Origin of the sequence: Nocardioides sp. (assembly GCF_034670285.1) — a bacterium.
GTDB lineage: Bacteria > Actinomycetota > Actinomycetes > Propionibacteriales > Nocardioidaceae > Nocardioides.
Map to the genome: position 1 here is coordinate 1 of NZ_JAXMNS010000042.1, position 13,430 is coordinate 13,430.

At 68.8% G+C, this 13,430-nt stretch carries 10 protein-coding genes and 2 tRNA genes; 1 reads left to right on the forward strand and 11 read right to left on the reverse strand.

What is annotated here, in order from left to right; genetic code table 11:
- Nucleotides 1-418 (forward strand): transcriptional repressor (locus tag VOI19_RS03575; RefSeq protein WP_323791586.1); only part of this gene is annotated, 418 nt, incomplete at its 5' end.
- Here VOI19_RS03575 and VOI19_RS03580 read toward each other — a convergent pair.
- The 11 genes from VOI19_RS03580 to dnaA all read right to left on the reverse strand — a co-directional run bounded on the left by VOI19_RS03580 (nt 409) and on the right by dnaA (nt 13,023).
- Nucleotides 409-481 (reverse strand) — tRNA-Ala (locus VOI19_RS03580). The genes VOI19_RS03575 and VOI19_RS03580 overlap by 10 nt on opposite strands.
- Nucleotides 482-534: 53 nt before the next feature.
- Nucleotides 535-663 (reverse strand): DLW-39 family protein, encoded by a 129-nt coding sequence (locus VOI19_RS03585; protein WP_323791587.1) that lies wholly within the window; start codon nt 661-663, stop codon nt 535-537.
- 79 nt (nt 664-742) lie between these two features.
- Nucleotides 743-819 (reverse strand) — tRNA-Ile (locus VOI19_RS03590).
- Between the two features lie 91 nt (nt 820-910).
- Nucleotides 911-1,585, reverse strand: a complete 675-nt coding sequence (locus tag VOI19_RS03595; protein ID WP_323791588.1) for a DUF3566 domain-containing protein — start codon at nt 1,583-1,585, stop codon at nt 911-913.
- On the reverse strand, nt 1,585-4,317 hold the full coding sequence (gene gyrA / locus VOI19_RS03600) for a DNA gyrase subunit A (RefSeq protein ID WP_323791589.1): 2,733 nt from the start codon (nt 4,315-4,317) through the stop codon (nt 1,585-1,587). Before gyrA ends, VOI19_RS03595 begins: the two co-directional genes overlap by 1 nt.
- Before the next feature lie 157 nt (nt 4,318-4,474).
- On the reverse strand, nt 4,475-6,538 hold the full coding sequence (gyrB, locus tag VOI19_RS03605; RefSeq protein WP_323791595.1) for a DNA topoisomerase (ATP-hydrolyzing) subunit B: 2,064 nt from the start codon (nt 6,536-6,538) through the stop codon (nt 4,475-4,477).
- Nucleotides 6,539-6,999: 461 nt separating this feature from the next.
- A complete protein-coding gene (locus VOI19_RS03610; RefSeq protein ID WP_323791590.1) occupies nt 7,000-7,632 on the reverse strand; it encodes a DUF721 domain-containing protein in 633 nt (210 codons plus the stop codon).
- A complete protein-coding gene (gene recF / locus VOI19_RS03615; RefSeq protein ID WP_323791591.1) occupies nt 7,625-8,863 on the reverse strand; it encodes a DNA replication/repair protein RecF in 1,239 nt (412 codons plus the stop codon). Before recF ends, VOI19_RS03610 begins: the two co-directional genes overlap by 8 nt.
- A 10-nt stretch (nt 8,864-8,873) precedes the next feature.
- Complete coding sequence (gene gnd, locus VOI19_RS03620) at nt 8,874-9,791, reverse strand: phosphogluconate dehydrogenase (NAD(+)-dependent, decarboxylating) (protein ID WP_323791592.1); 918 nt, start codon at nt 9,789-9,791, stop codon at nt 8,874-8,876.
- Nucleotides 9,792-9,873: 82 nt separating this feature from the next.
- Nucleotides 9,874-11,028, reverse strand: coding sequence for a DNA polymerase III subunit beta (gene dnaN, locus VOI19_RS03625; protein ID WP_323791593.1), 1,155 nt, complete (start codon nt 11,026-11,028; stop codon nt 9,874-9,876).
- A 414-nt stretch (nt 11,029-11,442) separates the two neighbouring features.
- Complete coding sequence (dnaA, locus tag VOI19_RS03630) at nt 11,443-13,023, reverse strand: chromosomal replication initiator protein DnaA (protein ID WP_416366315.1); 1,581 nt, start codon at nt 13,021-13,023, stop codon at nt 11,443-11,445.
- Between the last annotated feature and the right edge of the window lie 407 nt (nt 13,024-13,430).

Consider the following 13,430-nt stretch of genomic DNA (forward strand, 5'->3'; position numbering starts at 1 on the left):
GACCGAGCCGACCAGCTCTGCCCCCAAGGCTCGCCGCGACACCCGTCAGCGGCGTGCCCTCCGCGACCACCTCGGCAAGTCGAAGGTCTTCGTCGGCGCCCAGCAGCTGCACGACGAGCTGCGCGCCAGCGGCGAGAAGGTCGGCCTGGCCACCATCTACCGCAGCCTGCAGACCATGCTCGAGGACGGCGAGGTCGACTCCGTGCGCGGCGACGACGGCGAGATCATGTATCGCGTCTGCGGCCCGCGCCACCATCACCACCTCGTGTGCCGCAGCTGCGGGCGCACGGTGGAGATCAGCGGGCCCAGCGTGGAGAAGTGGGCCGCGAAGGCGGCCGAGGACCACGGGTTCACCGAGGTCACCCACATCGTCGAGCTGTTCGGACTGTGCACGAGCTGCTCGGTCGGTGGAGCCTAGGGGACTCGAACCCCTAACCCCCTGCTTGCAAAGCAGGTGCGCTACCAATTGCGCCAAGGCCCCTGGGTCTTGCTGGTGTTGCTGATGGTGATGCCGGGTGGTACTGGATCCTCAGATCAGGAGGACGACGTCACCGAGTCGGTGGCCTCGGCCCACAGCGCCTGCTCGGCGCGACCCTCGGAGACCTTCTTGCGAGCCACAACGGCGCCGGCGGCAGCGAGGGCCAGCAGCAGGATCTTCTTCATCGGGTGCTCCCTGGTCAGGCTCGTGAAGGCTGATGTTGCTCGGTGGTGAAGGTGTCGTACTGGTGGTGACATGCAGATCTGGTGGGCCTAGCAGGACTTGAACCTGCGACCTCTTCCTTATCAGGGAAGCGCTCTAACCGCCTGAGCTATAGGCCCATTCGCATGCCGAACACGGCAGCGATGGAACATTACAACAACCCGTCAGGACGACCCAAAATGGCGCCGACCCGAGGGCCCCGACCAACCTTCAGTTGTCCTCGGCGAGGGTGACCTCGACGCCGCCGAGGAGGGCCGCTGCCATGTTGTAGAGGAAGGCTCCCAACGTGGCGATCGCAGTAAGCAGCACGACGTCGACAGCTGCGACGAGCATGGTGAAGCCGACGACCCGGTCGGTGCCGATGTAGTCGCGGACGTCGAACGTCGCGGTCGCCTGGTCGTCGACGACGTCGCGCACGGTCTGGTTGACCGAGTCGAAGACGCCGGCGCCGTCGAGGACGTTCCAGATCATGGCCACCGCGACGACGGTCACGATGCCGAAGGCGATCGACAGCAGGAACGACGTCTTCATCACCGACCACGGGTCGATGCGGGTCAGCCGCAGTCGCGCCCGGCGTGGACCGCGCGGTTTGGCGGCCGCAGCGGGAGCCGGCGCCGTGCTGGTCTCGTCGGCCGAGCTGCGCAGACCAGCAGCACCGGCGGCGAGCTTAGCCTGGAGGCGCTCGGCGAACCCGGGGCGTACGGCGGTGTCACCCACCGAGGTGTCGGCCTCCGCTGGGCGAGGAGCCGAGGTCCGCTTGGGCCCCGCCTGCTTGGGCACCGCCTGCTTGGGCACCGCCTGCTTGGGCCCTGCTTGCTTCGGCCCCGCTTGGGGCTTCGTGGACGACGCCGTCGTGGGCGGGGTCGGAGCGGACTTGTCGGTCATCAGCCTTCAACCTCGCCGTGGTCGGGTGCGTCTTCGTCGGGTGCGTCGGACGGGTCCGAGGGGGCTGTTGCCTCTGCGGCGCCGTCCGCCTCGGCCACGATTGTGTCATCCGGGGCCTGAGCAGCAGAACCGTCAATCCCCTCGGCCCGGTCCTCGGCCCCGTCCTCGGTGCCGTCCTCGACGACCTCCTCGACGATCTTGGCCTCGACCGAGCGAGCGACCACCGCGACCGAGTCGCCCTTCTTGGGAGTCACGAACTTGACCCCCATCGTGGAGCGGCCGGTGACCCGGAAGTCGTCGTTGATCGGGCTGCGCACGACCTGCCCGGCAGCGGTGATCGAGAGGATCTCGTCGCCGTCCTCGACGATGAAGCCACCCACCAGGCCGCCGCGGTCCTCGTTGGCCAGGGCCATTGCCCGGATGCCGAGGCCACCTCGGTTGGTGACGCGGTACTCGCTGATGCGCGAGCGCTTGGCGAAGCCGCCGTCGGTGATCGTGAAGACGTACTGGACCTTGAGGTCGGCCTCGGCCATCGCGTCCTCGGAGGCGTCCTCGACCGCGATCTGGGCGGCACGGATCACCGACATCGACAGCACGGCGTCGTCCTCGGTGCGGAACTTCATGCCCGTGACCCCGGAGGTCGCACGGCCCATCGGGCGCAGCTGGGAGTCATCGGCCTTGAAGCGGATCGCCGAGCCCTTGCGTGAGACCAGCAGGATGTCGTCGTCGCCGTCGACCAGCTGGGCGCCGATCAGCTCGTCGTCGTCCTCGCGGAAGTTGATCGCGATGACGCCGGCCTGACGCGGCGAGTTGTAGTCACCCAGGCGGGTCTTCTTGACCAGGCCGCTGCGCGTGGCGAGCACCAGGTAGGGCGCCTGCTCGTAGTCGCGGATCGCGAGCACCTGGGCGATCGACTCGTCGGGCTGGAAGCTCAGCAGCCCGGCCACGTGACCGCCCTTGGCGTCGCGCGAGGCCTCGGGGAGGTTGTAGGCCTTCGTGCGGTAGACCCGACCGGCGGTGGTGAAGAACAGCAGCCAGTGGTGGTTGGTCGTGGCGATGAAGTGCTCCACGACGTCGTCGCCGCGCAGACTGGCCCCGCGCACGCCCTTGCCGCCGCGCTTCTGGGTGCGGTAGGCGTCGGCGCGGGTGCGCTTGGCGTAGCCACCCCGCGTGATCGAGACGACGAGGTCCTCGTCGGGGATGAGGTCCTCCATGGAGAGGTCCCCGTCGGCGGCGATGATCTGGGAGCGGCGGTCGTCGCCGTACTTCTCCTCGATCTCCTCGAGCTCGTCGGAGATGATCTGGCGCTGCCGGGTCTCGTTGGCCAGGATGTCCTCGAGGTCGGCGATCTCGAGCTCGATCTCGGCGAGCTGGTCGATGATCTTCTGACGCTCCAGCGCGGCCAGGCGGCGCAGCTGCATGTCAAGGATGGCGTTGGCCTGCAGCTCGTCGATGTCGAGCAGCTCGATCAGGCCCTGACGTGCGTCGTCGACCTCGGGCGAGCGCCGGATGAGGGCGATGACCTCGTCGAGGGCGTCGAGAGCCTTGACCAGCCCGCGCAGGATGTGGGCCCGGCGGACGGCGTCGGCGAGCAGGTAGCGCGTGCGGCGCTGGATGACCTCGACCTGGTGGGCCACCCAGTTGGCGATGAACGCATCGATCGACAGCGTGCGCGGCACTCCGTCGACCAGGGCCAGCATGTTGGCGCTGAAGTTGGTCTGCAGCTCGGTGTGCTTGAGCAGGTTGTTGAGCACCACGCGAGCCACGGCGTCGCGCTTGAGGACGACGACGAGTCGCTGCCCGGTGCGGCCCGAGGAGTCGTCGCGGACGTCGGAGATGCCCTGCACCTTGCCGGAGTCGGCGAGCTCGGCGATCTTGAGCGCCAGGTTGTCGGGGTTGACCATGTAGGGCAGCTCGGTGATCGACAGGCAGGTGCGGCCCTTGGCGTCCTCGTCGATCTCGATGACCGCGCGCTGGGTGACCGAGCCACGGCCGGTGCGGTAGGTCTGCTCGATGCCTTCGCGGCCCACGATGAGTGCGCCGTTGGGGAAGTCGGGTCCCTTGATCCGCTCGATGAGCGCGTCCTGGAGCTCTTCCTTGGTGGCGTCGGGGTGCTCGAGCGCCCACATCGCGCCGTCGGCGACCTCGCGCAGGTTGTGCGGCGGGATGTTGGTCGCCATCCCGACCGCGATGCCGGCCGAGCCGTTGACCAGCAGGTTGGGGTAGCGCGCCGGCAGCACGGCCGGCTCCTGCGAGCGGCCGTCGTAGTTGGGCCCGAAGTCGACGGTGTCCTTGTCGATGTCGCGGACCATCTCGAGGGCCAGGGGGGCCATCCGGCACTCGGTGTAACGCATGGCGGCCGCCGAGTCGTTGCCCGGCGAGCCGAAGTTGCCCTGGCCGTTGACCAGCGGCGCCCGCATCACCCAGGGTTGCGCGAGGCGCACCAAGGTGTCGTAGATGGCGGTGTCGCCGTGCGGGTGGTACTGACCCATGACGTCACCGACGACGCGCGAGCACTTGGAGAAGCCGCGGTCGGGGCGGTAGCCGCCGTCGTACATCGCGTAGAGCACGCGACGGTGCACCGGCTTGAGGCCGTCGCGGACGTCGGGCAGCGCGCGACCGACGATGACCGCCATGGCGTAGTCGATGTAGGCGCGCTGCATCGACGTCTGCAGCTCGATCGGCTCGATCCGGCCGCCCGGGCCGGGGCCGTCGGTAGGGGTGGTGGTCATGTCTTACTCACTTTCCTAAAAGCTTGAAACGCTTCAGAGGCTCTGCGTCCGCCGACGCGGCGCAATGCGGTGCTCGCTGCGCTGCGCTCCGCTTGGGCCGAGTCGGCTGCCCGGTCGCTGCGCTCGCTTTGCTCGCTGCTCCCGGCCCGTAGTTGCGCTAGATATCGAGGAAGCGGACGTCCTTGGCGTTGCGCTGGATGAAGGAGCGGCGCTGCTCGACGTCCTCGCCCATCAGGATCGAGAAGATCTCGTCGGCATGGGCGGCGTCGTCGAGCGTGACCTGGAGCATCAGGCGCTGCTCGGGGTTCATCGTGGTCTCCCACAGCTCGTCGGCGTTCATCTCACCCAGACCCTTGTAGCGCTGGACCGGGTTCTCCTTCGGGAGCTTGCGACCGTTCTCGAGGCCGTGGGCCATCATCGTGTCGCGCTCGGTGTCGGAGTAGACGAACTCGTGGTCGGACGGCGGGCCGGTCCAACGGATGCGGTAGAGCGGCGGCTGAGCCATGTAGACGTAGCCGTGCTCGATGAGCGGCTTCATGAACCGGAACAGCAGCGTCAGCAGCAGCGTGTTGATGTGGTGACCGTCGACGTCGGCGTCAGCCATCAGCACGACCTTGTGGTAGCGCAGCTTGTCGAGGCTGAACTCCTCGTGGATTCCGGTGCCGAGCGCCGAGATGATCGCCTGGACCTCGGTGTTGGCCAGCACGCGGTCGATGCGCGCCTTCTCGACGTTGAGGATCTTGCCGCGGATCGGGAGGATCGCCTGGACGCGGGAGTCGCGACCCTGACGCGCCGAGCCACCGGCCGAGTCGCCCTCGACGATGAAGACCTCGCACTCCTCGGGGTTGGTCGACTGGCAGTCGGAGAGCTTGCCGGGCAGTCCCCCGCCGCCGAGCAGACCCTTGCGCGAGCGGGCCAGGTCGCGGGCCTTGCGAGCCGCGATCCGGGCCGAGGCCGCAGCCTGGGCCTTGCGGACGATGTCGCGACCCTCTTGAGGGTTGCGCTGGAACCAGTCGCCGAGCTGGTCGTGGGCGATGCGCTGGGTGAAGCCCTTGGCGTCGGTGTTGCCGAGCTTGGTCTTGGTCTGTCCCTCGAACTGCGGCTCGCCGAGCTTGATCGAGATGATCGCGGTCAGGCCCTCGCGGATGTCGTCGCCCTTGACGCGGTCCTCGGGCTTCTTCATCAGGCCCCACTCCTCGCCCCAGTGGTTGACCAGGGAGGTGAGCGCGGTGCGGAAGCCCTCTTCGTGGGTGCCGCCCTCGTGGGTGTTGATCGTGTTGGCGAAGGTGTGGACCGACTCCGAGAAGGTCGTGTTCCACTGCATCGCGACCTCGAGGCTCATGTGGTCGCCCGGTGCGTTCTCGGGGGTCTCGGCCTCGAAGGAGATGATCGAGGGGTTCGCCACGTGCTTGCGGCGGTTGAGGTGCTCGACGTAGTCGACGAGGCCCCGGTCGTACTTGAAGACCTGCTCGAGCCCGCCGCCCTCGGCGCGCTGGATCGCGTCGTGCCCGGCGCCGTCGACGTCGTGGTCGACCGTGTCGTCCTCGACTGCTGCCACGACCTCCTCGGCTGCGGGCCGCTCGTCGCGCACCACGATCTCGAGGCCCTTGTTGAGGAAGGCCATCTCGCGGATGCGGCTGGTGACGGTCTCGAGGTTGTAGGTGACGGTCTCGAAGATCTCGGGCGAGGCGTAGTAGGTGATGGTCGTGCCGGTGCGCTCACCGGGCTCCATCGGACGCACCTGCTCGAGGTCGCCCTCGGGCACGCCGATCGAGAAGGACTGGCGCCACTGGTGCCCGCGGTTCTTGACCTCGGCGATCACCCGGGTTGACAGCGCGTTGACGACCGAGATCCCGACGCCGTGAAGACCACCGGAGACCTTGTAGCCGCCACCGCCGAACTTGCCGCCGGCGTGGAGGAGCGTCAGGGCCATCGTGAGGGCGGGCATCTCCTGCCCGGGCGCGGTGTCGGTGGGGATGCCTCGACCGTTGTCCTCGACCCGGATGCCGCCGTCGGCCATGAGCGTCAGCACGATCCGGTCGCAGTGTCCCGCGAGCGACTCGTCGACCGCGTTGTCGACGACCTCCCAGATCAGGTGGTGCAGACCGCGCTCGCCGGTGGAGCCGATGTACATGCCGGGGCGCTTGCGCACGGCCTCGAGGCCCTCGAGCACCTGGATGGCGGAGGCGTCGTAGTCGCTGTCGACGGCGTTGCTCCGCAGACCTGCGGCGGGCGCGCGGGTGTCGTCGGTCGCCTCAGCGGCCTCCGGGCGATCAGCGACATCAGCGACACCAGCGACCTCCGACGCAGCTGCGTCTACCTGGTCGACCGGGTCGGTCGGGACCGTCTCGTCGGGAGTGGACTGCTCGGTCACGCGGGGACCTCTTCGCCTCGTTGCAGGACATCAGGGACATGACGAAGGTCGCGCCGCGCACGACTGTGTGCGGCTGCGACCAACGACAGCCATGTTACCCCTCACAACGCCGGGAAACACGCTCTGGACCGCTTCAGGAGGCACATCTGTGGAGGAAATGTCGCTCAGAGGGGTCCTGAGAGCCCTTTGAGCGGCCCCGCGGGGGGTCCTGCTAGTCCGGGTACGGCGTCGAGGCCGTCAGATCGGCTGTGGCGCGCGCAGCGGTCCGGCACGAGAACTGCCGGAGATCGGCCGGACCTAGGCTGGGCTCAGCCGTAGGTGTCGCGTGGTCCGCGGCCGTCGCGCACCGAGCGCGGGCCCTTCTTCCAGGTGGGCAGGTGCGGCCCCACGACGTTGATCACCAGCACCGTGCCGTGCCCGAGCTCCTCGTTGAGCCGCCGCACGATCGTCGGGGTGAGCAGCTTGAGCTGGGTGGCCCACGCCGTGGAGTCGGTGCGCACCACCAGGGTGCCGTCGGTGAAGGACTCCGGGGTGCTGTGCGCAGCGACGTCGTCGCCGACCAGCTCGGTCCAGCGGCCGAAGACTCCGCGCATCCGCAGCGGGAGGGCCCAGCCGCGGTCGCCCACCAGCCGGGACAGCTCGCCCTCGAGCAGCTGGGGATCCCGGTCGTCGGGGTGCGCGCCCGACAGGCGTCCGCGTCGGGTCTCCCCTCCCGGGGCGCCTCGCGGACGATAGGCCTTGCGGCGGGCTGCCGGGGTGGTGCCGGCCGTCGCCTGGGTCAGCGACCGCGCCAGGTCGAGGCCGTCGTCGCGGTGCGGCTCCGGCGTCGAGTCGTCCGGGCCCGCGTCCTGGGACGTCGGCTGCTCGGACTTCGGCTGCTGGGACTTCGGCTGTTGGGGTGTCGGCTGCTGGGGCGCGGTCGAGTCCGGTTCCTCACTCACGCGTCACCTCCCCCGCTGCCACCGTGTAGCGCACGCCCGCCAGCGCCTCCGGGACGTCCTCGGGCACCGCGGCGGTGACCAGCACCTGCTCGGCGCCGGCGACCAGCTCGGCCAGCTGGGCTCGTCGTCCGGTGTCGAGCTCGGCGAAGACGTCGTCCAGGATCAGGATCGGGTCATCGCCCTCGGAGCGCAACAGGTCGTACGACGCCAGCCGCAGGGCGAGCGCGAACGACCAGCTCTCACCGTGCGAGGCGTAACCCTTCACCGGCAGGCGGAGCACTGCGGCCCGGTCGTCATCCTCCCCCAACTCCTGCCCCAACTCCTGACCCGACTCCTCCCCTGACTCGGGACCAGGGTCGGGCCGGTTGCCCAAGGTCAGCACTAGGTCGTCGCGGTGCGGCCCGACCAAGCAGACCCCGCGGTCCAGCTCGTCGGACCGCCGGCGCGCGAGCTCGGCGAGCAACGCCTCGGCCAGCACCTCGGTGTCGGGTGCGGCCTCGTCGATCTCGGGGAGCACGAAGGACGACTTGTAGTCGACATGCGCGTCGTCGCGCGACGCCCCGCGAGCCACGGCGGCGTACGCCGCACCGACGTAGGGGCGCAGCTCGGTGACCAGGGCGATCCGTTCGGCGAGCAGCTCGGAGCCGACCCGCACGAGGTGGGAGTCCCAGACGTCGAGGGTGCTGAGGGCTCCCTCGGCGCTGCTGCTCCCCCGCCGTGCGTTGCCCGCGGTCTTGAGGAGGGTGGAGCGCTGCTTGAGGATGCGGTCGTAGTCGGCCAGGACGCCGGCGAGCCGTGGCGTCCGGAGCACGAGGAGGTCGTCGAGGAAGCGACGACGGTCACCAGGGTCGCCCTTCACGAGCGTGAGGTCCTCGGGTGAGAAGACCACCGTGCGGAGCAGCCCGACGAGATCCCGCACCCTTGGTAATGTCGACTTGTTGATTCGTCCCTTGTTCGACTTTCCGGGATTCAGCTCGACCTCGAGCACCGCCGTCCGACCGTCCTTGACCACCGCGGCCCGCACGATCGCCTGCGGTGCGCCGGACCTGATCAGCGGAGCGTCGGAGGCGACGCGGTGCGAGGAGAGCCGCGAGAGGTAGTCGATCGCCTCGACGAGGTTGGTCTTGCCCTGCCCGTTGCGCCCGACGAAGGCGGTGACGCCGGGTCCCAGCGGCACCTCGACGAGACGGTAGGAGCGGAAGTTGTGCAGCGCGAGGTGCGAGACGTGCACGGGCCCTCGATCAGTCCTGCGTGGTCGAGACGTCGCCACCCGGCGGGGGCGGGGTGTGCACGGCGTGGCCGCCGAACTGGTTGCGCATCGCCGCGATCGCCTTCATCGCCGGGCTGTCGTCCTGACGGGAGGTGAAGCGGGCGAAGAGCGAGGCGGCGATGACGTGCATCGGCACGGCGTGGTCGATCGCGGCCTGCACGGTCCAGCGCCCCTCCCCCGAGTCGTCGGCGTAGCCGCGCAGCTTGTCGAGGTGGGTGTCCTCCTCGAGGGCTGCCACGAGCAGGTCGAGCAGCCAGGAGCGGATGACGGTGCCGTCGCGCCAGGAGTCGAAGACCTCGGTGACGTTGTCGACGAGGTCGACCGCCTCGAGCAGCTCCCACCCCTCGGCGTAGGACTGCATCACGGCGTACTCGATGCCGTTGTGCACCATCTTGGAGAAGTGCCCGGCACCGACCTTGGTGCCGGCGTGCACGAAGCCGCCCTCCTCGGGCTTGAGCGAGTCGAAGACCGGCTGGACCTTGGCGACGTCCTCGACCGAGCCACCGCACATCAGCGCGTAGCCGTTCTCCAGGCCCCACACACCACCGGAGACGCCGCAGTCGACGAAGCCGATGCCACGCTCGGCGAGCGAGTCGGCGTGGGCCTGGTCGTCGGTGTACTTGGAGTTGCCGCCGTCGACGACGAGGTCGCCCTCCCCCAGCAGGTCGCGCAGCTCCTGGATCGTCGCCTCGGTCGCAGCACCCGCAGGCACCATCACCCAGACGACCTTGGGGGCGTCGGTGGGCAGCGCCTCGACCAGTGCGGCGAGCGAGTCGACGTCGCTCAGCTCAGGGTCGCGGTCGTAGCCGATGACGGTGTGGTCTGCGTTGCGCAGACGGGTGCGCATGTTGCCACCCATCTTGCCGAGCCCGACGATTCCGATGTGCATGGTGCTACCTCCTGGGATGGGCGGGAGTGGTGTGGCTGCTTCAGGGCCGTTCAGCGCCGCCTCACGCGACCTCTCCAGCCTGTCAGGAGAGCAAGCGGCGCGGCATCAGCAGGTAGCGGAACCCCGAGTCGACGCTGCCGGCGCCGTCGGCACCGGGCTCGACGATGCCGCTGATGACGACCGGCTTGGACGCCTGGGTGAACGCCAGCTCGACCGTGGGCTGGTCGATCGCGCCGAGGCCGTCGAGCAGGAACTGCGGGTTGAAGCCCGTCGTGATGTCCTCGCCGACGATGGTGGCCTCAATCGACTCCGAGGCCTGGGCCTCGTCACCCGAACCGGCGTCGAGCGTCAGGACGCCGTCGCTGAAGGCGAGCTGGACCGCGGTGTTGCGCTCGGCGACGAGCGCGACGCGCTTGCCCGACTCGATCAGCGCCGCCTTGTCGACGGTGGCGGTGGTGAGCTTCTCGGCCGGGAAGAGGCTGCGGACCTTGGGGAACTCACCGTCGAGCAGTCGCGTGGTGGTGCGACGCACTCCCCCGGGGCCCGTGCCCTCGAACCCGATGAGCCCTTCGCCGCTGCCGCTCGTGGCCAGGGCGATGGTGACCTCGCTGCCGGCGGTCAGCGACTTGGCGGTGTCGCCGAGCACGCGGGCCGGCACCAGGGCTGCGACCGACTCGTCGGGCGAGCGCGGCTCCCAGCCGAGCTCACGCTGCGACAGGCGGAAGCGGTCGGTGGCGAGGAGCGCGATGGTGGAGCCGTCGATCTCGACCCGCACGCCGGTGAGGACCGGCAGCATGTCGTCACGGCCGGCGGCGGTGACGGCCTGGGCCACGGCGTGGGCGAAGACGTCGCTCTGCACCGTGCCGGTGGCCTCGGGCATCTGCGGGATCGTGGGGTAGTCCTCGACCGGCATCGTCTGCAGGCTGAAGCGCGCCGACCCGCACGTCAGCGAGACCCGGGCGCCGTCGAGGACCATCTCGACCGGCTTGGCCGGCAGCGAACGACAGATGTCGGCGAGCAGCCGACCGCTGACCAGGGCGCGGCCCTCGTCGTGCACGTCGGCGTTGAGCGTCGCTCGGGCCGAGGTCTCGTAGTCGAAGCTCGAGAGGACCAGTCCCTCAGCGGTCGCATCGATGAGAAGGCCGGCCAGCACAGGAGCGCTGGGGCGGACCGGGAGGCTGCGAGCAGCCCAGGCGACGGCATCGGCGAGGACGTCGCGCTCGACACGGAACTTCACGATGGGTCCTTCGGGTGCATTCGGGAGTGGTCAAGCCAGGTCAGGTCTGGTGGCCCATGGCTGCGGAGTCGCATCCTGCCACGCAGTGGGGTTTCTCCACAGAGGGTGGGCCGGATGTAGTTCGACCAATCATCGATCTCATGTCAGGTCCGTTGTAGTCATAGGAGCTGTGGAGTCTGTGGAGAACTGGTGTTCGTGCAGGTCACCGCGCTCAATTGTTGTCCACAGGGGCTGTGCATTTGCAGTGGAGTGCCTGAGGGCCACCGGTGGATGACACGTTCCCCGTGGACGACGGTGCACAGTGCTCCCCAGATCCTCCCCGTGTAGTTCTGACCTCGAGGGGGGCTTCCTCCACAGGTCGGGAACTACACGCTGCCGCGCGCCGCCCCACGCCGCCACACGCTGATGGTCGGCTCAGGACTGTCGCGCCTGGAGCTTGACCCGGTTGGTGAGCTCGCTGACCTGGTTGAAGACCGCGCGGCGCTCGGCGAGCAGCTGGTTGATCTTGCGGTCGGCATACATCACCGTCGTGTGGTCACGGTTGCCGAACTGGGCGCCGATCTTGGGCAGGGAGAGATCGGTGAGCTCGCGGCACAGGTACATCGCGATCTGGCGCGCCATGACCAGGTGGCGTCCGCGGCTGGGGCCGGTGAGCTCCTCGATGGTGAGGCCGAAGTAGGAAGCCGTCTGGGCGATGATCAGCGTCGCGGTGATCTCGGGCTCGCCGCCCTCGGGGATCAGGTCCTTCAGCACGATCTCGGCCAACGTCATGTCGACCTCCTGCTTGTTGAGGTTGGCGAAGGCCGTGACTCGGATCAGCGCCCCCTCGAGCTCGCGGATGTTGGTCTGGATCTTCGAGGCGATGAACTCCAGCACGTCCGGGGGAGCGGTGAGTCGGTCCATCGCTGCCTTCTTGCGCAGGATCGCGATCCGCGTCTCGAGGTCAGGAGGCTGGACGTCGGTGATGAGGCCCCACTCGAAGCGGTTGCGCAGACGGTCCTCGAGCGCCTCGAGGCGCTTGGGCGGCCGGTCGGAGGTCAGCACGATCTGCTTGTTGGCGTTGTGGAGGGTGTTGAACGTGTGGAAGAACTCCTCCTGCGTCTGGGTCTTGCCCTCCAGGAACTGGATGTCGTCGATGAGCAGGACGTCGACGTCGCGGTAGCGCCGCTTGAAGCGGTCCTGACGGTCGTCGCGAATCGCGTTGATGAACTCGTTCGTGAACTCCTCGCTCGACACGTAGCGCACCTTGGCGCCGGTGTAGAGGCTGCGGACGTAGTGGCCGATCGCGTGGAGCAGGTGGGTCTTGCCCAGGCCGGACTCGCCGTAGACGAGTAGTGGGTTGTAGGCCTTGCCCGGCGCTTCGGCCACCGCGACGGCCGCGGCGTGGGGGAAGCGGTTGGACGAGCCGATGACGAAGGTCTCGAACGTGTACTTGGGGTTGAGCCGGGTCTCGATGGCCGACGACTTGGCCGGATCGACGCCGGGGGAGTGGCGCTCGGCCGGCGTCGGGACGAGTCCGAGGGGCGTGTGGTCGGCGGCAGGGGAGGAGTCGATCGGTGCCGGGTCGTCGTGGGAGGACGGAACCGAATGAAGACTTGTCGTCGTGTCGACAAGTCGACCCATGGCCGTCCCGGCTTCGGCGAGCTCGGCGTCGGTCTGCTCGAGAGCCGAGTCGACGGTGACGGCGATGCGGATCTCACGACCGAAGCTGATCGTAAGGGCGTCCTCGACCTGTGCGCGCAGCCGGCCCTCGAGCTGGGAGCGGGTGAAGTCGTTGGGCACCGCGATGATGGCGGTGCTCTCGTGCAGGGTGACCGGCGCGCTGGCCCGCAACCAGGCCTGCTGGTGGGGCTGGAGATCGGTGACGACGGTGCGCCAGGCCTGGTCGAGTTCGGTGGGCTGGTTCACGGTTGCATCGTTTCGTCGGAGATCGCGGGTCGCGGCGGCTGTGGGTACCCCGTGGTGTGTCCACAGGTTTGTCCACAGGCTGTGCATGTGTGTTCTGGAGAACTCGCTCGCCGTGTCGGCGATAGCCCCGAGCTTGCGAACGTGATGACGTCTTCGCAGGTCAGAGGCCGTATTCGCCAGTACGGGGAGCAACGTCGCGTCGGCCGCGGAGGAGGAGTGACCTGCTCGGGGCGTCCGGCGTGATCTGGTGAACGTAACCGCTGGGCGACGACCCGGGCAACCCGTCATCCACAGGCCTGTGAGTCAAGTTGTGAGTCGTGAGGAGGTGGCGGCCGGCTCCGAGGGGCGGGCAGGCTAGATCGTGGACCGAGCATCGGCGGGCCGACACGCCGTGCTGTGACTGGTGGTGCGAGCGGAGTGCCGCGGGTGAGTTTGACCCTGTCTCTCGCCAGCGCGTACCGTCTGTGGGTCACCCGGCGTCGACCGGTGCCGCA

Excerpts from the sequence above, each read along its gene's own strand:
- VOI19_RS03585 (WP_323791587.1), bottom strand. The coding sequence starts at position 663 with ATGAAGAAGATCCTGCTGCTGGCCCTCGCTGCCGCCGGCGCCGTTGTG.
- VOI19_RS03595 (WP_323791588.1), bottom strand. The coding sequence starts at position 1,585 with ATGACCGACAAGTCCGCTCCGACCCCGCCCACGACGGCGTCGTCCACG.
- gyrA (WP_323791589.1), bottom strand. The coding sequence starts at position 4,317 with ATGACCACCACCCCTACCGACGGCCCCGGCCCGGGCGGCCGGATCGAG.
- gnd (WP_323791592.1), bottom strand. The coding sequence starts at position 9,791 with ATGCACATCGGAATCGTCGGGCTCGGCAAGATGGGTGGCAACATGCGC.
- dnaA (WP_416366315.1), bottom strand. The coding sequence starts at position 13,023 with ATGCACAGCCTGTGGACAAACCTGTGGACACACCACGGGGTACCCACA.